This window comes from Mycobacterium sp. 1164966.3 (genome assembly GCF_001665395.1).
Lineage (GTDB): Bacteria > Actinomycetota > Actinomycetes > Mycobacteriales > Mycobacteriaceae > Mycobacterium.
Genome location: NZ_LZSG01000064.1, coordinates 147704 through 167750 on the forward strand (window position 1 = coordinate 147704; position 20047 = coordinate 167750).

Genomic DNA, 20047 nt, shown 5'->3' on the forward strand with positions numbered 1-20047 from the left:
TCGTCGCCGGCGCGGATCATCGGGGCATCTTGCGCCAGACAAACTGCGGCAGCAGACGCATAGCGGCAGACGCGGGCCCCAACGCCCATGGGATCCACACCGTGCGCCGTCCTTTGGCAAGCGCACGCGCCGTCGCTTCCGCCACCCGCTCGGGCGTGACGGATAGCGGCGCGGGCTTCATGCCCTCCGTCATACGCCCGATGACGAATCCGGGCCGAGCGAGCACCAACCGCACTCCGGTGCCGTGCAGCGCGTCGGCCAACCCGTTGGCAAAGCCGTCCAGGCCGGCCTTGGCCGATCCGTAGACATAGTTGGCGCGGCGCACGCGTGCACCGGCGATCGAGGAGAACACCACCATTGATCCGCGGCCGGCGGCGCGCATTCCGGTGGCCAGGTGGGTGAGCAGGCTGACTTGAGCGACGTAGTCGGTGTGGACGATGGCTACGGCGTGGGCGGCATCGGTCTCGGCGCGGGCCTGGTCGCCGAGGATCCCAAAGGCCAGTACCGCGACGCCGATGGGGCCGTGTTCGGTGATGATCGATGCGACGAGCGGGCCGTGTGAATCCAGGTCGTCGGCGTCGAACTCCACCGTGTGCACATCGGCTGCCCCGGCGTCGCGGAGTGCGCCGATTTGCTCACCGAGCTGGTCGGCTTTGCGTGCCGCCAGGACCACAGTGGCTCCTGGAGCCAGCCGCCGAGCGAGCTCCATGCCGATCTCGCTGCGACCGCCGAAAATTACTACCGGACCAGCGCCCGTGTCGTCCACGGCTGCGATTATCACCTGCGCTAGCGTGGGGAGCGATGGCGAATACCACTACCCGGCTCACCGACGACGCGCTGGCCTTCCTCTCCGAGCGCCATCTCGCGATGTTGACCACGCTGCGCGCCGACAATTCGCCGCATGTGGTGGCTGTAGGTTTCACCTTCGATCCCAAGACTCATATCGCGCGGGTCATCACCACCGGCGGGTCTCAAAAGGCGGTCAACGCGGAGCGCGGCGGGGTGGCGGTGCTCAGCCAAGTCGACGGCGCCCGGTGGCTGTCGCTGGAGGGTCGGGCCAAGGTAAACGGTGAAGCCGATGCCGTCCGGGACGCCGAGCTGCGCTACGCCCAGCGCTATCGCACGCCCAGGCCCAATCCGCGACGGGTGGTCATCGAGGTTCACGTCGAGCGGGTGCTCGGCTCGTCGGATCTGCTTGACCGTGGCCGCGTCGAATAAGGCTGCCTAACCGCGCAGCGTCCCTTGGATTGCGCCGCAACCTAGCGGCAGCCAGCTTCGAGCACAATTCACTTCTCCACAGCTGCGGCTGGACCGGCTACTGAATTGACGCGCGCATTCCCTGTCTTTAGCGTCACCGGCGACATCTCGACTAGATCGCTTGTCGCCGTGGCGAATCGAAACGCCAAGAGCTGAGGAAGGGTAGTGATGTTTGTCGACACCGACTGGTTGCACTCCGGGGCCAACCAGACCCACCGCGCAGGTGGATATGCACAAGACGGGGCCGACCAGATGTCGCGAGCGCCGCTGTCGTCGGGAATCTTCGGTGATTTCGCTGCCGCCGACAGGTATCACGAGGCCTTCAGCGCAACACACTCCCGGCACGTCAAAACCTTTCGGGCCCATCATGAGATGCTCGCCGCGCTCGGTAACAGGGTTCGTGCTGCCGCCACGGCGTTCACCGACATGGATGAGCTCAATGCCGCGAAACTGCTTGCGGGGCAATGCAACGTTTCCGACACATAAGCATTCGGAGTCTGATCGCCGAAGCCCACGGCGATCCATGGGCGATTAACGCCAGCCTCCAGAGTGGCCGCCCAGCGCAGATTTCCGGCATGGCCAAGGCGCTTTTCAACGCGGGGCAATCTGGTGACGACGCCAAGAGCAAGTTCGAAGAAGCGCTACGTCATTTTGAGGCGGCGTGGAATCACCAGAATGGCGATCACCCGATCAACGATGCCGCCGAGGTAGAGCGCGCGAGACAATCACTGCATCTTCAGGCGGACCAACTGCCGAAGATCGCAATCGATTTGGAGAACATTGCCGGCATCCTGGCTGAAGCGCAGGGACTCGCAGCTGGGCAGATCGCAACCCTTGGAAGTCGTCTACGGCACATCGACGACCTGCTCGATCAGGTGCGAGATATCGAGCAGCACATGCCTCTCACCCCGGCTGAGAGGTCCGAGCTGGACGCAAAATATTCCACCTATGAACACGAGGCCATAAGCGACACCAGAAATGCTGTCAGTCAGCTGGAATCGATCCGGACGAAGTACTCCGACACTTTGCAGTCATCCCTAACGACCCTTCACACCAACGGCTATGACCCCCAGATAATCCAGACGGTAGACGTTCCGGGCGCCCCATCGAGGGCCGAACCCGAGACCAATCGGCAGAAGAATCAAATCCACACATTCACAAAGGTTTTCGGCCACCCGCCACAGTCGCCGGCTGACTGGGAAACCGCCGCGGCCCTCGATCCACACAGCTATGACCCGAAGAACGGGGGTGTGCCACCGAATATCTCGATCGAGCGCATCACGCCGGTGCCGGGTCAGGGCGTGGTCCGCACGAACCTCTTCATCCCCGGAGAATCGGTAGTGAATCCGCAGTTCGACTGGCCTGGGTACCACGATAATCTCGGGGACAACCGAGACTTTTCCGCCACAGCGGGGCCCGAATCATCAAGGGTCGCAATAACTGTCGACTACGAGAACGGCATCATCGTGACCCGGCAGAACCCGTCGGTCGATGCGAAGACCGGCCAGATTCGCGCGGGCACTCCGTCTGTGTCGGCCATCCAGAAAAGCGACGGCTCTGTGCTGATCAAGTACAGTGCCGCCGACCCATTCTCCCCGGGCGGCGAAGCTGTTGCGAAGGCCACCACGTTCGATGTGAACGGCACCATTGCCATCGCACCGACTGAGTCGGGTCCCGTCGCCGGTGGGATCGTGACGAACTTCCCAGCAGTCGAGATCTACAGCGACCGGGCAGGAGAGACGACGCCGCTTGTTCAGGCTTGGCCTCGCGTCGAGGACGGGCGCCTTGGGCCATTATTGGGTCTCGAATGGCACAAGGAGATCGGCGACCAAGAGGTATTGTCGCGCTTTGGTGACCAGTGGCCTGCTCTGCAGGTTCCTGTCATTCCTTCCCTTCCCGTCCCGGGGCTTCCTGGCCTGCCCAATCCGTTTCCTTCCTTTCCGATCCCCCTGCCCAGACCAATTCGCATTCCCCTTCCCTGATCGTCGGAGCCACGCTGAATTACCCGAACGGTCAATCGGCGCTAGCATCAGCCGAATGTTCGAGGCGCTGACACAGGCGCCAGGGTTGGGGAGGCCTCAATGAGTGGCGGCGAAGAAGAGCGGCTCAGGATCGTTCTGGACCAGCTCGCGCGACTCAGTGGGATGCCGCCGCCGCCGGTGATCACACCCGATCAGCTGGCTACCGGGCAGTCGGCGATCAGCCAATTGCTGAAGGTCCTCGGTATCGCTGCTAACGGCGGTGATCCGGGAGACAACCTCGCGGCTCTAGCAGGACATGACGAACGCGAGGCCAAGGTTGCCGACGCGCTCGGCAAATTTCCTGCCAACGAAGAGCAGTCATCCGCTCGGCTGGCCGGAGTCGGCGGTCAGACTGAAATGAGCCAGATGGTGCAGCAGATGCCGCAGATGGCGGCTGGTATCGCCGGTGGTATCGCGGGCGCTCTCGGCGGTGCGCTGCAACCGCTCAGCCAGATTCCGCAGCAGCTCGCCCAGGCCGGACAGCAGGCGATGCAAATGGGCATGGGCGCGCTGCAGCATGGCGTCGGAGGAGCTGCGACCGGGAGCGAGGCCGTTCCCGCTGAGCTTGAGACCGGCGGTGGCGGGGAGGAATTCGGTGGCCATGGGGCCGGCTCAGGCGGTGGCGGTGGCGGTATCGGCACCACTCTGCCGACCGCGATGCTCACACCGCTTCAGGGCTCGTCCGCCGGTACTCTGCCTGCGTCGTCGCACGCGACGTCACCTGCGCCACCGAGCCCGCCGGAGGCTCAAACCGCGCCACGGGGTGGTATGGGCGCCATGCCGATCATGCCGCCGGGCATGGCGGGCGCTGGGCCCGGCAGCGATCCGAAGGCTGAGACCAAGCGCGTCCTCGTGCCGTCGGTGAAGAACGGCGCGCCAGTGCAGGGACGGATCACCACACCCCCGCCGACGCCTGAGGTGATCAAGCGGGTGGACGGCAAGCCCGTCGCGACCCGGCGCATCCTGTTGCCGGAGCATAAGCGCGACGACGAGACTGGCTCGGGCCGCTAGGGGTTTCGGCATAGAAGCCCGTAAATTTCCGGAGTTATGTTGGGGTGGCGTATACAAAATTGCCGGTTTTAATCATGCGTCGAACACGAAAGGCCGACGTCAGCCATTTTCGGTGCGTGTCGGATAACCCAGTATCAACGACCGACAGGCAATTAACTCCAACCCGTACCGGCCGAAACTCAGTCGTGGATCGCTTCACTTCATTTCAGCTCATTTTCCGTTGAGTCTGATTACTGAATTCAAGTTGTTTCCGACCACGCCGACCCAGCGTGACTACCGCAATCGCTCATGCGGGCTACGATCAGCGCGTGTCAGATCTGCCTCCTCCGCCCACCTGGCAGGCCGCGCCACCCGCGCCAAGGCGGCAGTGGCCGATGGTCGTGCTCGTGCTAGTCGCGCTATTGGTCACACTCGGTGTTGCGGTGGCCGGCTGGTTTCGCCCTGCACCATCCAACAAACCCTCTGCTGCGCAGACATATACCGATCAACAGATCGCCATGGCTAGGACGAAAGTGTGTGCCGCATACGACAAGGTGCATCATGCGGTGCTCGCTAACACAGGTAGAGACGGTGACAACGACCCCGGCACCGTCCTCGGTGTTGCCGCGAATGCTCGAATCGCACTGTATGACGGTGGCAACTACTTATTGAAGGTATTAGCAGAAGAATCAGCAACCCCTGGTGCTTTAGCGGAAGCGATAAGAGCACTATCCAGCGCATATCAGCAGCTCGCAATTAATTACATGGCCGAGGCGCCAGATCCCGAACTCAAATCATCCCGCGACGTTGTGGAGGCTGCTGGTTCAAAAGTCAGTGAGATGTGCAAATGATTTTTCCGCCCGGCCAGTGGTCCCAATTGCTCGTGGGTGACCAATGGCCGGATGATCAGGATTTGTTGATATTGCAAAGCAACAAAACACGTCGAGGCGCATTCAATATGCAATTCGAACGCTTCGCAGATTTGCTGAGAGAGGCCCGATCCGGCCCACTAGTCGAGCAGCGCGGAGTCACTGCAAATGATCTCCGTGATGCCTACCGACGTGGTGAGGCATATGCCCGACGGATCTCCGAGAAAAACGGACTCAAGCTGAGAAGCTATGGAACCGCGTACGACAGCATGCTGAGCCTTCAACACGATCTCACCAATTTGGCGGATGAGGGCAACAACCGAATCAACGAAATTCAACACTCAAAAGAGCCGATCGAGACCAAGGCGGCAAAGATCGTAGCCGTGATTCAGCAAGTCCGCGCCTTGTCCAATATCGCTGCAGCCAAATATGGGAGCAACGTGCTCGAAGCGACCCAGCGAGTCCTCGACGAGGAAGGGAGCGGACAGTCCGCACGTCAGTTCGCTTCGGCCAACGGTTTCAACCTCGATCAGATGTTTCGGCACTCCGATCATCAGCAGGATCTATCGGATCGTGTACGGGCGATGTTGGGCAACCCTAGTTCGAAGCAGGTTCTACAGGGCGGCCAGCTGCCGACGGTAATCAAGGGTGAGCCTGACGGAGCGTCACCGCCCAACCCAACAAGACTCAAACCACAGGCGCTCGACGGCGGCGGGATCCCAGCGGTAATTCGCGGTGATACAGCTGGGCCGCGAGGATCAGCGCATGCGCCGCCCCAGGCGTTCCCGGGTGGCCAGCTCCCACCAGCGCTTACTCCCCCGCGTGTTGCGGCCGCCCAACCGGTATCACCGCAACACTCCGCTCCATCGACTGCCTTTCCGGCGACATCTGGTGCTCGTACAGGATCTCTGCCGGGCACTTCGATGCCAGTGGCCGCCGCCCCGGCCCCACCTTCTGCTGGCGCCGCGCTTCCACCACCCTCCTCGCTCGGACCCCCTTCCCCAACGCATCTAATCCAAAGCTTCGACAAAGGAATTCAGGCGGGTGCGCCTTTCTCAGGAGCACCAGAAGCAATTCCGCCAGCGCCGATGTCGCACACCATGGCGCCAGTCCCCCAGCCACCACCACCGCCACCTCCATCCGCGGGAATGACCGCCGTCGCGCATGCCCAGGCATTTGAGGCGCCACCGCAGGTCGCGCACGCCCCGACTCTGGAACCGCCGGCCCCCCCGATCGTCACGGGACCAGCCGCGCCAGCGGTAGCCTCATCGTCGACACCTTCGGGTCCGCTGCCCGCCTATGCATCCGACCTACGGCCCGCGATCCAAACCGGCGCAACACCACCTGTCCCGCCCAGCCCGCCAGTTACCTCGGCGACACCCGGCTCGGCGCCCGTGCATCCATCGGCAGGGCAGGGCGGCAGTGGTCAGCCCACCGTGATGCGTCAGTCGACCACGCCGAAATCGCCTGTCGCAGCACCGAGCTTGGCGACCGAGGCTGCCGTCGCGACCGCCAGCGGCGCGGTCGCCGGCGAAGTGTCGGCCCATGCCACAGCGCGCACTCGACTGGAGCGGTTGGTGGCCGTCGTTGCTCGCCAACAACCGCGTCTGGCGTGGGCGGCCGGAGACCGCGCCGACAACACAACCGTGCTGGCAACCGACCTGGCCAGCGGCTGGATTCCGCCAGGAATCGACCTGCCGGCGGCGGTGACGCTACTGCCCCCCGCAAAGCGGCGTGGCACCTTGGAAACCATGCTCGGCGAAGTCACCGTCGCTGCTGGCTACACCCCGATCCATCACGTGCCCGAAGAAGAGGAGCCCGTGCCCACCGCGCTTCGGCCTCGGCGCGCACCCGAGGTCGACGAACTCGGCCCCGAGCTCGGCCACGCGACCCAGTGGCGCGACGGACTCCCCCGCTTGGCCCACACGCTGGCCAAAGCGGCGTCTACTGGCAGCGGAGTGCTGGACTCCGAGATCGAACTGCTGCACCAGCATCTGGCCGCGATCAGTACTCGCGTCCTTGAGTCCTATCCCGACCACGTAAATGCCCACGACGTGGGCAATTGGCAACTCCTGGCGGCTATCGACGCGCTGATTGCCGGTAACAAAGCCACGGCCAACTACCACCTCGCCTGGTTCAAAGCCTGCTCGGCTGCAAACGGCCACGCAGGCTGAGTCAATTCCTCACCGCCAACGTGATTTGGTGGCGTCCGGCCGGCATCGCTACGGTCGGTCCGCTGGGCTGGCCGTCGAGCTGCACCTCGACACCGTCGGGGAGCGCCCTCAGCGTCACCTGGGTGGCGGTGTCGGTGGCCAACGTAATCGTCGACGACGGCAACGCCGCCAGCCCCGCGCGCTTGATGTCGACTGCCAGGCTGGCAACCCCGCTAAGCCGCAGCGTCAGATACGGCAACGCCCCGACCGGCGGGCCCACCTGCCAGAACAGCTCGCTGTACAGCCCAGGAGTCGGCTCGAAGTACGGGACGGACCCACGGCGATGCCGGATGGTGTGTGTCGGGTCCGGCCGGGCATACGACCGGGCGTCGACCTCCGCGATGGCTCCGCGCCGCGCTGTCACCGCCGAATCAGCAGTCAGTTCCGACAGCCACCACACCTGATCCGGGCCGATGCCCAGATCGGCCCGCACCAGTTGCGGATACCAGGCGAAGGTGATGTGTCCCGGATCTGCTTGGCGCAGACCGGTTCCCATGTGCTTGATCGGATCTTCGAACTTGTCCTGAAACACCCAGGCGATGTGATCCTCCAACGGGTAAACGGTGAATCGGTGGCGGTAGCCCAGCCGGTCGAGTTCAAGCACCTGCTCGGCCGCCGACGCAAACGGCACCAGCTCGTCTACCAGCCCGTGGGCAATCACATAGGGCAGCCAGCGGGCATTCACCAGCAGCTTCCACGTATCGCCTTCCCGGGCGCAGTGTGAGTCCAAGTCGAGGTCGGCAGGAATGTCGACGTGCGGAATCAATCGGACCCCGCACACGGGCGGACCGGCCAGCACGACCGCCTGCGCGAACACCTCTGGATAGGTCAGCCCGAACTTGTAGGCGGCATAGCCGCCCATCGAATAACCCGAGACCACGGTGCGGTTGGGGTCGGTGCCCAGCTGCTCGGCCACCCGCGCCCACACCTCCCAGACGTCCAGCTCTCCGGTATCGAAATACCAGGTCGACGGGCCCCGCGCGAGTGGCGTGATCACCACCGAGTCGCGGCCTTCGCACACCTCGTTAAGCAAATGCGGGTCGATCGCGGCGAACTGGTTTTGCCCGAGTGCAAGTGAGTGCAGCAGCAGGGTCAAGGGCAGCGGACGGCCAGGCGTGTAGGTCGACGGCACGCATACCGAATAGGGCTGCACCCGGCCGAGGAACTGCGGTTTGGTGCTCAAGATGTCATCAGCGGTGACGCCTTGCCCGAGCTCGATCGAGGACACGTACCACCGAGTCGACGGGCCAGCAATCACCGGCTCTGGCGTTGTTTCGCGCCCCGCCAACCGATCCCACTCCACGGCAACCGAGAACTTCGATATGTCGCCGCTGGTCAGAGCGGCAGCCTGGGCGGCATCAGACCAGAAGTTCAAGTGCGGCGGTTCCTGAGCACTGGTGCGAAATGCGACGTTGTAGACGTTGGGCTGCCCGTGCAACGCGCCGTGCAAGATGGGCACATCGGCGAACCCATCCCCGGCGCCGTTGGCCAACCCTGCGGCCAGCCGCACCGTCCAGGTGCCCGTCGGTTCCACCAACGACCTCGGCACCTGCGCCAAAAACGTCCGCGATTGCATGTCCACACTGTGTTCCACGGGCGTCACGACCTGCGTCGCCAAATCCATCAGCCGAGCGCCACTCGCCGAAACCAGCAGCGCCAAGTCGATACCCGCCGAACGCACGCCAGCGTCGAACGGCCACTCGCCGGATGTGGCCGCCGCTCGCCCGGTGTCTAAGGTGAACAATGCGATCGGCACCGAGGCGTTCAGCAGTGTGTTCCAGTCGATTCGCCACCATGTGTGCGTCTCGCTGAGCCCGATGGCGACGCGGAAGATGTCGGCGCCGTTGCGGGCCGCAGGACCGTCGGGATAAATGTATGTGCCGCGTGGCGGTGCCTGAATCTTCAAGTCCCCGACCGGAAGTCCCGTTGCGCCGTGGTCGTCGTAGAGAAAGTCGGTCCAGAACAGGGCGCCGCCGGCTATGCGGCCGGCGCCGCAGGTCCGCGGAAAGTCCTCACCGAACGGCCATCCGGCCGGCGCAGGTAGTGCCGGCTCTGGCCGTCGCGCGGCCGGCGGCACGCCCTCGGGCATCCCGTCGACCACGACGAGCTCGGCCGGGGGCGCGGGCGAGCGCTCTGCGGGATGCACGACGGCTTCAGCGACGTGGCGTGCGATGCGGATGGGGAGCAGCGCTAGGTCCAGGATTGACACTCCGCCAACCTACTTGGCGGGTAGGACAATCAGCTCGTGCGGCCGGTTGTTGACAGACAAAGCACCATCCTCCGTCACGATGACAATGTCCTCTATGCGCGCACCCCACCGGCCAGGGAAATAGATGCCCGGCTCGACGGAGAATGCCATGCCCTCGGTGAGCGGCAGATCGTTGCCGGCGACGATATAGGGCTCCTCGTGCACCGACAGCCCGATACCGTGCCCGGTGCGGTGGACGAAATACTCGGCCAGTCCCGCCTCAGCCAGGAAGTCGCGGGCCGCGGCATCCACCTCTTCGGCAGTCACGCCGGGACGCACTGCGGCCACAGCCGCCCGCTGAGCCCGTTGCAATAGCGAATACTGCTGAACCACATCATTATTGGGCTCGCCGAGGCTGTAGGTTCGAGTCGAGTCGGAGTGATAACCGGGGTCATAGACGCCGCCGATGTCGACGACCACGACGTCACCGACTTGCAATTCACGATCCGAATACCCGTGATGCGGATCCGCGCCATGCGGGCCGGAGCCGACGATGATGAACGCCACCTCCGAATGTCCTTCGGCGACAATCGCTTCGGCGATATCGGCGGCAACCTCGGCCTCCGTTCGGCCCGGCCGGAGAAACTCCGGGACCCGCGCATGCACCCGGTCGATGGCCGCACCGGCGTTGCGCAACGCGTCGATCTCACCTCGCTCCTTGACCATCCGCAGCCCGCGCAGCACGTCGGTGGCCAGTACCGGCGGCACGTCCAGCAGAGCGGTCAGCGGCACCAGGTGAAGTGCAGGCATGGAATCGCTGACAGCGGCCCGAGAACCCCCCAGGGCCGCTCTCACCAGCTGGTACGGGTCTTCGCCATCGACCCAATCCTGAACCGTCAGGCCCAGTTCCGCGATCGGCGACGCCTTGAACGAGGCCAGCTCCAGCCGCGGCACCACGATGGTCGGCTCGCCGGAGGCCGGCAACACCAGTGCGGTGAGCCGCTCGAACGTCTGGGCCCGCGAGCCGACGAGGTAACGCATGTCGTAGCCGGGAGTGACCACCAGACCACTCAGTCCCGCGTCGGCGGTCGCGGCGGCCGCAGCCGTCAGCCGGCGCGCATACACTTGGGCTTCGAAGGCGTCGACACGGCGAGACTCCATGGCTGACAAGATAGCGCCATGGCTGCACCGCTATTGCTCCTCGACGGCGCCAGCATGTGGTTTCGCTCGTACTTCGGGGTACCGTCGTCGATCACCGCGCCCGACGGGCGGCCGGTCAATGCCGTCCGCGGATTCATCGACTCGATGGCCGTAGTGATCCGCCAGCAAAAGCCCCGCCGGCTGGCGGTGTGTCTGGACGTGGACTGGCGCCCCCAGTTTCGCGTCGACCTGATCCCTTCCTACAAGGCGCACCGCGTTGCCGAAGAAGAGCCCGCCGGGCAGCCCGACATCGAAGAGGTGCCTGACGACCTGACGCCCCAGGTCGACATGATCATGGAGTTGCTCGACGCGTTCGGAATCCCGACGGCGGGCGCACCGGGTTTCGAAGCCGACGACGTGCTGGGCACATTGGCAGCGCGGGAAAAGAAGAATCCTGTCGTCGTGGTCAGCGGAGACCGCGACCTGTTGCAGGTGGTGACCGACGATCCCGTCCCAGTCCGCGTACTCTATTTGGGCCGCGGACTGAACAAGGCCACGTTGTTCGGGCCCGCGGACGTGGCCGAGCAATACGGCGTGCCAGTGGATCGCGCCGGACCGGCATACGCCGAGCTCGCACTGCTGCGAGGCGACCCCTCCGACGGGCTGCCGGGCGTGCCGGGCGTCGGCGAGAAGACGGCAGCAACCCTGCTCGCCCAGCACGGCTCGCTGGAGCACATCATGGCCGCCGCGCACAACCCAAAGTCCAAGTTGGCCAAGGGTTTGCGGGCCAAACTGCTGGCCGCGACCGACTACATCAAGGCCGCGGGCGCGGTGGTGCGGGTGGCCACCGATGCTCCTGTCACGTTTTCGACGCCCACCGACACACTGCCCCTGGCTGCCGCCGACCCGGCACGCACCGCCCAACTGGCCACCGAGCTGGGCGTCGGGTCGTCGATCAAGCGCCTGCAAGCGGCGCTCGACGCGCTGCCCGACTGACGACTGCTACTGCGTCGGCCGTCCGACCTCGTAGGTGCCTTTGTCGTCCTGGAACGTCACCGTCACCTTGCGCGGGGCGCCGTCAATACTGACGTTGCAGTCGAAGCTGCCGCCCTTCTTGACCTCAGGGTTCTTGCCGCCGTTGCACTTCACGTCTTTCACGTTCTTGGCGCCGTAGCCATTCGTCTCGTCGGTGAGGATCTGCTGCACGCCGGCCTGTGCCTTGCTGACGTCGAGCTCCTTGGTGACAAAGAAACCTGGCACCACGAAACCGAGCACCAGAATCACCGCGGCGAGGAGCACACCCACCCCACCAACAATGCCCCAGACCATTCCCGCCGACCGCTTCTTGGGCTGTTCGAAGGGCTGCGGATACTGGCCCGGCTGACCGTATTGGCCTGGCTGACCGTACTGGCCTGGCTGGCCATACTGGCCCGGTTGACCATACTGGGCCGTCTGACCGTACTGGCCGGGCTGGCCGTATTGCGCGGGCTGGCCGTATTGGGTGGGCGCGCCGTATTGCGTGGCCTGCGAGCTGGTGTCGCCGTAGCCGGGCGTGCCCGGCTGCTGATATTGCGGATACTCCGAGGGCGTGTAGGCCGGGGCATGCCACGTCGCGTCCTGGGACTGCGCCGGCTGTTGCCAGGGCGATCCCGAGACGGGTCCCATTTGGGTCGCCTGGTCGGGAGATACCTGGCCAGGCTGCTGCCACGGCTGGTACGGGTCTGACCCGTGCGGTCCGCTCATCGTCTCTCCTCAGTCCGTGTCACGAGATGTAACCGTAGCTCCGGCCAAGCCTACCCGGCGTCAACTGCGACGACGCCGCGCCGCACATCATTGATAGCTTGCTTTGCGGTAGCCCGCAGCGCGGCGTCCGGCGCGGCATTGCGAACCTGGTCCAGCAGGTCGAGAACCTGTCGGCACCAGCGCACGAAGTCTCCCGCTGACATTGGCGGATCGGCCGCGGCCAGCGCGGCGGCGAGATCCCCAGCGCGCGCCCAGCGGTAGATGACCCGGACGAAGCCGTCGTCGGGCTCACGACTTTGCGCAATCCGGTGGCGTTGCTCGTCGGCGCGCAGCGTATTGGACAGCCGCGACGTCTGCAGCAGCGCCTGGCGCACTCGTTGGGTGGGCGACTCGGCGGCATATGCGGCACCGGGCGCATCACCGCGGGCCTCATAGAGCACCGACGAGACCACCGCCGCGAGCTCGGCGGATTTCAGGCCCGCCCACGCGCCGGTGCGCAGGCACTCGGCCACCAGTAGGTCGCTCTCGCTGTAAATCCGGGCCAATAGCCGTCCGTCGTCGGTGACCTGTGGATCGGTGGACGGGCCGTGGATGAAGCCGCGTTCGGCCAGCAGTCCGACGATGCGGTCAAATGTCTTGGCCAGCGAGTTGGTGGCCGCCGCTACTTTCCGCTGCAGTTGCGCATTGTCAGCTTCGATGCGCAGATACCGCTCGGCCTCCCGGATCTGCTCTTCGCCGGCGGTGTGGGCGGGATGCCGGCGCAGTTCGGTCCGCAAGGACGCCAGCTCGGGATCGTGGAACTCGCCGGCCTGTTCCTTCCCGCCGCGTCGCCGCGCCGATACCGGCAACCCGGCGGCGGCCGACCGCAGCGCCGACGCCAGATCCCGCCGGACCCGTGGCTGTCGATGCTCGACTCGCTTGGGCAGAGTCATCGAGCCGACCGGGGTTGATGCTCCCGAGTAGTCCGCCGACGAAATCCGGCCCGCCCACCGGTTTTCCGTCAGCACCAACGGCCTCGGGTCAGAGTTGTCGCGCGCCGATTCCAGCACCACCGCCAACCCCCCGCGGCGGCCGTGCGTGATGGTGATGATGTCGCCGCGGCGCAGGGCAGACAGGGCGTCGTTGGCCGCCTGCCGTCGTTGCAGCCGAGATGCGCGGGCCTGCGCCCGCTCCATCTCGGACACCCTGGCGCGCAGCCGCGCGTATTCGAGGATCGGTGCGTCTGGTCCACCTAGTTCCGCCGCGATCTCGGCCAGCATCCGTTTGCCGCGTTCGATGCCCCGGACAAGTCCGACGACGCTGCGGTCGGCCTGATATTGCGCGAAAGACTGTTCCAGCAAGCGATGCGCCTGCTGCGGACCCATCTGGTTCACCAGGTTGATCGTCATGTTGTACGACGGCGCGAACGAGCTGCGCAGCGGAAAGGTGCGGGTCGAGGCCAAGCCGGCCACCTGCGCGGGTTCGCTGTTTTCGTCGTTGGGATTCCACAGCACCACCGCGTGACCTTCGACATCGATACCCCGCCTGCCGGCGCGGCCGGTCAACTGCGTGTACTCCCCCGGGGTCAACGGCATGTGCTGCTCGCCGTTGAACTTCACCAGCCGCTCGAGCACCACCGTGCGGGCGGGCATGTTGATACCGAGCGCCAGGGTCTCGGTGGCGAACACCGCCTTGACCAGCCCGGCGGTGAACAGCTCCTCGACGGTGTGCCGGAAGATCGGCAACATCCCAGCATGATGGGCCGCCAAACCGCGCATCAGCCCTTCTCGCCATTCGTAGTAGCCGAGCACCGCGAGGTCGGAATCCGCGAGGTCGCCGCAACGGTGGTCAATCACCTCCGCGATCCGTGCGCGCTCCTCTTCGGTGGTCAGCCGCAGCGGCGATCGCAGGCACTGGGCGACGGCCGCGTCGCAGCCGGCCCGGGAGAACACGAAAGTGATCACCGGCAGCAACGCCTCGGAGTCCAGGACCGCGATCACCTCCGGGCGCGCCGGCGGCCGGTAGAAGCGCGGCCGATTCGAGCCGCCCCGGCCGGAATTGCGGCGCGGCTGCCAGTCCGCCAGCCGATCGGCCTCACGACGATGCGCGATATGGCGCAGCAGCGCGGGATCAACGCTGGACTTGTCGGTTTTGCTGTCGTAGTCGAACAGGTCGAAGAGTCGCTTGCCGACCATGACGTGTTGCCACAACGGCACCGGCCGGTGCTCGTCGACCACCACTGTCGTGTCGCCGCGCACAGTCTGGATCCAGCCACCGAACTCTTCGGCGTTGCTCACCGTCGCCGACAGGCTGACCACCCGCACCTCGTCGGGCAGATGCAGAATGACCTCCTCCCAGACCGGCCCCCGCATCCGGTCCGCGAGGAAATGCACCTCGTCCATCACTACGTAGGAAAGTCCTTGCAGCGCAAGCGAATCGGCGTAGAGCATGTTGCGCAGCACCTCGGTGGTCATCACCACCACGGGGGCGTCGCCGTTGACCGACATGTCGCCGGTCAGCAGTCCGATCAGGTCGCGCCCGTAGCGCGCCGTCAGGTCGGTGTGCTTCTGGTTGCTCAGTGCCTTGAGCGGTGTGGTGTAGAAGCACTTGCCGCCCGACGCCAGCGCCAGGTGCACCGCGAATTCACCGACGACCGTCTTGCCGGCGCCGGTGGGCGCGCAGACCAGCACACCGTGGCCGCCTTCCAGCGCCGCACACGCCCGCCGCTGAAAGTCGTCCAGCGAGAATTGCAGCTCGGCGCTGAACCTTGCGAGCTCGGTCAGCTCGGTCACGTCGACGCCATCTCGCGTGAGGGTGCGCAAATGTACGTCGAAATCGGTGTTTCGGCGTACATTTGCGCGCCCTCGCGGCAAGAAGGTTCAGGTGACGTCGTCATGAGTTCCGCCAACCGCCGAGGGTGCAGTCATTGGCTCCGGCGGTTCGATGACCGAGGCTTCGTCGTCGGCGATCTGCGCTTCGCGCTTGGCTTTTCGCTTGTCGTGCAGCCGGGCGATCTGAATGGCGAACTCGAGCAGCACGGTCAACGCCAGGCCGAGCGCCGTCATGGAGAAAGGATCGGACCCCGGCGTGAACACCGCGGCGAAGACGAACATCGCGAAGATCAGACCACGCCGCCACGACTTGAGCCGTTCGTAGGGCAGCAGACCCACCATGTTGAGCATGACGATCAGCAGCGGGAATTCGAAGCTGACGCCGAACACCACCAGCAGGTTGATCAGGAAGCCGAAATACCGGTCGCCGGACAGGGCGGTCACCTGTACGTCGCTGCCCACGGTCAGCAGGAAGCCCAGCGCCTTGGACAGCACCAGATACGCCAGCACGGCCCCGCCGACGAAGAGCACCGCCGCGGGGATCACGAACGCCACCGCGAAGCGGCGTTCCTTCTTGTAGAGCCCTGGGGTGATGAAGGCCCACAGCTGGTAGAACCACACCGGGCAGGCCAACACGATGCCGGCCGCCATGCCGACCTTGAGGCGCAGCATGAATTGATCGAACGGCGCGGTGGCCAGCAGGCGGCACTGCCCGTCGGCGCTGATCTCCGCCCGCGCCGACTGCGGCAGGGAGCAGTAGGGATGCCGCAGCCACTCGCCGAGGCTTTCCAGCCCGAAGATGGAATGCGAGTACCAGACGAAGCCGAAGATCGTGGTGAGCAAGATGGCGGCCAGGGAGATCAGCAGCCGGGTGCGCAGCTCGGTGAGGTGGTCCACCAGCGACATCGTCGCGTCGGGATTGGTGCGGCTACGCCGGTTGCGCGGGTTAAGCCGCTTCAATAAGCCCGCGGTGCGCGCGGAGGTCTTGAAAATTTTCACCACGCTCGGTCAGGGGCGCCTAGGCACCGCGACGGCGATGCCGGGCTAGGCCGGCCGCGCCTCGGGGTGATCCTGCTGTTGAGTCGTTGGCTGCTCGACGCGCTGCGACTGCACGGGCGTCGGCGTCTCGATGGCGGCAGACTCCTTGGGTTTCCCCTCGCTCTGCATTTCGCGGACCTCGGACTTGAAGATCCGCAGCGACTTGCCCAACGAGCGCGCCGCGTCGGGGAGTCGCTTAGCACCGAACAACACGATCACCACCACGATGAGGATCGCCCAGTGCCACGGACCAAAAGCACCTGTCACTTTGATTACCTCCAGACGTTCATCCGATGCTACCGCAGCCAAGTCAACTGCCGGCGTGCTCGCGACGGCGTGGTGACCCGCGCAGGCCTCAGGCCTGGGCCGCGACCTGGTAGGACTCTAGGGCGGCGACCGCGGCGTCCTTGACTCGCCGCGCCAGCGGCTCCGGCGACAATACCCGCACCGCCGCCCCGAACCCCAGGACGAGGCGCGTCATCCAGTCGTCGGAGGCGTAGGTCATCACCGCCTCACAGGACCCGTCCGGCAACTCGCGTACCTCGCGCATCGGGTAGTACTCGAACATCCACGCTGCTGAGGGCGCCACCCAGAGCTTGGCCGACGGCAGCGACGGATCGCCATCGAACAGTGACGTGTCCGGCGGTGCCTGTAGCGCCGGCTCGGGTGGGGCGGCCGGCTCGTCCAGCTCCGTTGCGTCGACGATGCGGTCGAATCGGAACAGCCGAACCCCTTCGGCCTCGCGAGACCAGGCCTCCAAGTAGCTGTGACCGCCGATGAGCAGCACGCGGATGGGATCGACGATGCGGGTTGTCAGCGTGTCATGCGAAGCGGCGTAATAGTCGATCCTCAGCGCGTGCTTGTCCTGCACGGCGGTCCGCACGGCAGCCGCCGCACGGCTCTCGATGGGAGCCGGCTCGTCGACGGCAGCCACCGTGCTGTCGTTGCCGGCGGCGCCGGCCGCGGCCGCAAGCTTGGCGATCGCGCTGCGCGCCGCCTGCGGGTCGACCACCCCGGGGATGTCGGCCAGCGCCCGCAGCGCCACCAGCAGGCCGGTTGCTTCGGGTGAGGTCAGCTTGAGCGGCCGGTCGATGCCTGCCGAGAACGTGACTTCGATGGTGTCGCCGGAGAATTGGAAGTCGATGAGATCACCCGGCGAGTAGCCGGGCAGCCCGCACATCCACAGCTGGTTGAGGTCGGCCTCGAGCTGACGGGGCGATACTCCCAGCTCGGCGGCGGCCTCGGCACGGGTGATCCGCGGGTTGGCCTGAAAATAGGGCACCATGTTGAGCAGCCGGACCAGCCGGGTGGAAACGGGAGTCATGAGGCCTCCCCGACGCCTGCATGGGCTGTCAACCGGGCCAGCACATCCTCGCGCAGCGACTGCGGCTCCAGCACGATCGCGTCGGCACCGTAGCCGGTGATGTCTCGGGCCAGCTGGTCGGAAGATCCGACGTCGAGCTCGACCACCTCACCGTCGCGGCCGGCCAGTTGCCGCGGCCCCAGAGACTTTCCGGTGCGGCGCAGCTCGGTAGCGCGGCCCTCGGCCACCCACACAGTTGCCTGAACGCCGCTCGGTGCCTCCCCGACCGCTTGCACGACGATCCCGCGCAGGTCCGCATCCGCGGGCACGGTGACCGCCCCGGGCGGCCCGATCGGCGTGACCTCGGCGCCTATTCGCGACAGCCGGAAGGTGCGGGTGTCGTCGCGGTCGCGGTCGTGGCCGACCAGATACCAGCGGCCCCGCTCGGTGATGACCCCCCACGGTTCGACGGTACGAGTGGTGTAGGGCGCGCTGCGCGACGACCGATGGGGGAACTGCACCGCCTGCCCAGAAGCGATGGCCGACAACAGGACTCCGAGCACCTCCTCCGACCCGCGCAGCCCCGGCACGCCGGCGGCCGACGCGATGGCCACCGGGGCATCCGGTTCGACGTCCAGCCCGGCAGCGCGCAGCTTGAGCAATGCACCCTGGGTCGCGGTGATCAATTCGGGCGACTCCCACAGCTGGGCGGCGACGGCCACCGCGGCGGCCTCGTCGGGCGTCAGCTCGACCGGCGGCAGTTCATACGCGTCGCGATTGATCCGGTAGCCCTCGGTGGGGTCCAGGCTCGACACTTTGCCGATCTCGAGCGGGATGCCGAGGTCGCGCAACTCGTTCTTGTCGCGTTCGAACATCCGCGAGAACGCCTCGGCGCTGGGACTCTCCGAATAGCCCGCCACGCTGGACCTGATCTTGTCGGCGGTGATGTAGCCGCGGGTGGACAACAGGGCGATGACAAGGTTCACCAGCCGTTCGACTTTCGAAGTCGCCATTTGCTCCAGCCTAGATCGAGTGGAGTGTGCGGTTTACATGCTCGCGATGAGCCGTTTCACCCGCTCGTCGACCGCCCGGAAGGGGTCTTTGCACAGCACGGTGCGCTGCGCCTGGTCGTTGAGTTTGAGGTGAACCCAGTCGACAGTAAAGTCACGCCCCGCCGCCTGGGCAGCGCTGATGAACTCGCCACGCAGCCTGGCGCGGGTGGTCTGCGGCGGATGGTCGACGGCCTCCGCGATGTCCTCGTCGGTGGTGACACGCGTCGCGAGGCCCTTGCGCTGCAGCAGGTCGAACACGCCGCGGCCGCGCTTGATGTCGTGGTAGGCCAAATCGAGCTGAGCGATCTTCGGGTCGGACAGCTCCATGTTGTAGCGGTCCTGGTAGCGCTGGAACAGCTTGCGCTTGATCACCCAGTCGATCTCGGTGTCCACCTTCGCGAAATCCTGGCTCTCGACGGCGTCGAGCTGGCGGCCCCACAGGTCGACGACCTGCTCGATCTGCGCGTTGGGCTCCCGGATCTGCAAATGCTCGACGGCCCGGCTGTAGTACTCCCGCTGAATGTCCAGCGCACTTGCCTGGCGCCCACCCGCCAGCCGGACCGGCCGGCGCCCGGTGATGTCGTGGCTGACTTCGCGGATGGCGCGGATCGGGTTGTCCAGTGAGAAGTCGCGGAACGGTACGCCGGCTTCGATCATCTCGAGCACCAGCGCCGCGGTGCCCACCTTGAGCATGGTGGTGGTCTCGCACATGTTGGAGTCGCCGACGATGACGTGCAGCCGCCGGTACTTCTCGGCGTCGGCGTGCGGCTCGTCGCGGGTGTTGATGATGGGCCGGCTGCGGGTGGTGGCCGACGAGACGCCTTCCCAGATGTGCTCAGCGCGTTGTGACAGGCAGAAGGTCGCCGCCTTGGGGGTCTGCAGCACCTTGCCCGCCCCGCAGATCAGCTGCCGGGTGACCAAGAATGGCAGCAGCACATCGGAGATCCGGGAGAACTCGCCGGCGCGGACGATCAGATAGTTCTCGTGGCAGCCGTACGAGTTGCCCGCTGAATCGGTGTTGTTCTTGAACAGGTAGATGTCGCCGCCGATGCCCTCGTCGGCCAAGCGCTGCTCGGCGTCGACGAGCAGGTCTTCGAGAACCCACTCGCCGGCCCGGTCATGGGTGACCAGTTGCACCAGGCTGTCGCATTCGGCGGTGGCGTATTCGGGATGGCTGCCGACGTCGAGGTACAGCCGAGCGCCGTTACGCAGGAAAACGTTGGAGCTGCGGCCCCAGGACACCACACGGCGAAACAGGTAGCGCGCCACCTCGTCCGGCGACAGGCGCCGATGGCCGTGGAAGGTGCAGGTGACACCGAACTCGGTCTCGATGCCCATGATTCGCCGCTGCACGTAATCGAGGGTACTGGTTGTCCTGCCGCGAAGGTGAGCAAGCCGCGCCCATGGATGTTGTCGACGGGGT

The 20047-nt window shown here is 65.6% G+C and carries 17 protein-coding genes; 7 read left to right on the plus strand and 10 right to left on the minus strand.

Going from position 1 to position 20047, the window contains the following annotated elements; genetic code table 11:
* Positions 1 to 16: 16 nt before the first annotated feature.
* The gene (locus tag A9W99_RS23635; protein ID WP_067384282.1) at positions 17 to 766 is read right to left on the minus strand and encodes an SDR family NAD(P)-dependent oxidoreductase; all 750 of its coding nucleotides are present in this window, start codon (positions 764 to 766) and stop codon (positions 17 to 19) included.
* Positions 767 to 801: 35 nt separating this feature from the next.
* Between A9W99_RS23635 and A9W99_RS23640 the strand changes: the two genes are divergently transcribed.
* From A9W99_RS23640 to A9W99_RS23675, 6 genes are all read left to right on the plus strand, one after another.
* Positions 802 to 1218: a F420-dependent biliverdin reductase gene (locus A9W99_RS23640; RefSeq protein WP_067384108.1), complete on the plus strand. Its 417-nt coding sequence runs from the start codon at positions 802 to 804 to the stop codon at positions 1216 to 1218.
* Positions 1219 to 1425: 207 nt separating this feature from the next.
* Positions 1426 to 1743 (plus strand): DUF2563 family protein, encoded by a 318-nt coding sequence (locus A9W99_RS23645; protein WP_067384111.1) that lies wholly within the window; start codon positions 1426 to 1428, stop codon positions 1741 to 1743.
* Positions 1722 to 3239, plus strand: coding sequence for a hypothetical protein (locus A9W99_RS23650; RefSeq protein ID WP_371514982.1), 1518 nt, complete (start codon positions 1722 to 1724; stop codon positions 3237 to 3239). The genes A9W99_RS23645 and A9W99_RS23650 overlap by 22 nt, the downstream gene beginning before the upstream one ends.
* Positions 3240 to 3338: 99 nt before the next feature.
* Positions 3339 to 4289: a hypothetical protein gene (locus tag A9W99_RS23655; protein WP_067384118.1), complete on the plus strand. Its 951-nt coding sequence runs from the start codon at positions 3339 to 3341 to the stop codon at positions 4287 to 4289.
* Positions 4290 to 4663: 374 nt separating this feature from the next.
* Positions 4664 to 5119 carry a hypothetical protein gene (locus tag A9W99_RS26725; RefSeq protein WP_156623255.1) on the plus strand — a complete coding sequence of 152 codons (456 nt, stop codon included), beginning with the start codon at positions 4664 to 4666 and terminating at the stop codon, positions 5117 to 5119.
* 1166 nt (positions 5120 to 6285) lie between these two features.
* Positions 6286 to 7311, plus strand: a complete 1026-nt coding sequence (locus A9W99_RS23675; RefSeq protein WP_156623256.1) for a DUF5631 domain-containing protein — start codon at positions 6286 to 6288, stop codon at positions 7309 to 7311.
* A gap of 1 nt (position 7312) precedes the next feature.
* On the opposite strand, the gene A9W99_RS23680 is transcribed toward A9W99_RS23675, so the two are convergent.
* A complete protein-coding gene (locus tag A9W99_RS23680) occupies positions 7313 to 9559 on the minus strand; it encodes a prolyl oligopeptidase family serine peptidase (protein ID WP_067384130.1) in 2247 nt (748 codons plus the stop codon).
* Positions 9560 to 9568: 9 nt separating this feature from the next.
* The gene (locus tag A9W99_RS23685) at positions 9569 to 10699 is read right to left on the minus strand and encodes a Xaa-Pro peptidase family protein (protein ID WP_067384133.1); all 1131 of its coding nucleotides are present in this window, start codon (positions 10697 to 10699) and stop codon (positions 9569 to 9571) included.
* A gap of 18 nt (positions 10700 to 10717) precedes the next feature.
* On the opposite strand from A9W99_RS23685, the gene A9W99_RS23690 reads away from it, so the two are divergent.
* A complete protein-coding gene (locus tag A9W99_RS23690) occupies positions 10718 to 11674 on the plus strand; it encodes a 5'-3' exonuclease (RefSeq protein WP_067384136.1) in 957 nt (318 codons plus the stop codon).
* A 6-nt stretch (positions 11675 to 11680) separates the two neighbouring features.
* Here the strand turns inward: A9W99_RS23690 and A9W99_RS23695 are convergent, their stop codons facing one another.
* The 7 genes from A9W99_RS23695 to pafA form a co-directional block, all read right to left on the minus strand.
* On the minus strand, positions 11681 to 12421 hold the full coding sequence (locus A9W99_RS23695; RefSeq protein ID WP_067384139.1) for a DUF4333 domain-containing protein: 741 nt from the start codon (positions 12419 to 12421) through the stop codon (positions 11681 to 11683).
* Positions 12422 to 12471: 50 nt separating this feature from the next.
* Positions 12472 to 15192 carry an RNA helicase gene (locus tag A9W99_RS23700; RefSeq protein WP_067384142.1) on the minus strand — a complete coding sequence of 907 codons (2721 nt, stop codon included), beginning with the start codon at positions 15190 to 15192 and terminating at the stop codon, positions 12472 to 12474.
* An 87-nt stretch (positions 15193 to 15279) separates the two neighbouring features.
* Positions 15280 to 16230 carry a twin-arginine translocase subunit TatC gene (tatC, locus tag A9W99_RS23705; RefSeq protein ID WP_067384286.1) on the minus strand — a complete coding sequence of 317 codons (951 nt, stop codon included), beginning with the start codon at positions 16228 to 16230 and terminating at the stop codon, positions 15280 to 15282.
* Positions 16231 to 16275: 45 nt separating this feature from the next.
* Positions 16276 to 16536 carry a Sec-independent protein translocase subunit TatA gene (gene tatA, locus A9W99_RS23710; protein WP_067384289.1) on the minus strand — a complete coding sequence of 87 codons (261 nt, stop codon included), beginning with the start codon at positions 16534 to 16536 and terminating at the stop codon, positions 16276 to 16278.
* 88 nt (positions 16537 to 16624) lie between these two features.
* Positions 16625 to 17593 (minus strand): YafY family protein, encoded by a 969-nt coding sequence (locus A9W99_RS23715; RefSeq protein WP_067384145.1) that lies wholly within the window; start codon positions 17591 to 17593, stop codon positions 16625 to 16627.
* A complete protein-coding gene (locus tag A9W99_RS23720) occupies positions 17590 to 18585 on the minus strand; it encodes a YafY family protein (protein ID WP_067384148.1) in 996 nt (331 codons plus the stop codon). Before A9W99_RS23720 ends, A9W99_RS23715 begins: the two co-directional genes overlap by 4 nt.
* 33 nt (positions 18586 to 18618) lie before the next feature.
* Positions 18619 to 19977: a Pup--protein ligase gene (gene pafA, locus A9W99_RS23725; protein ID WP_156623257.1), complete on the minus strand. Its 1359-nt coding sequence runs from the start codon at positions 19975 to 19977 to the stop codon at positions 18619 to 18621.
* Positions 19978 to 20047 lie beyond the last annotated feature (70 nt).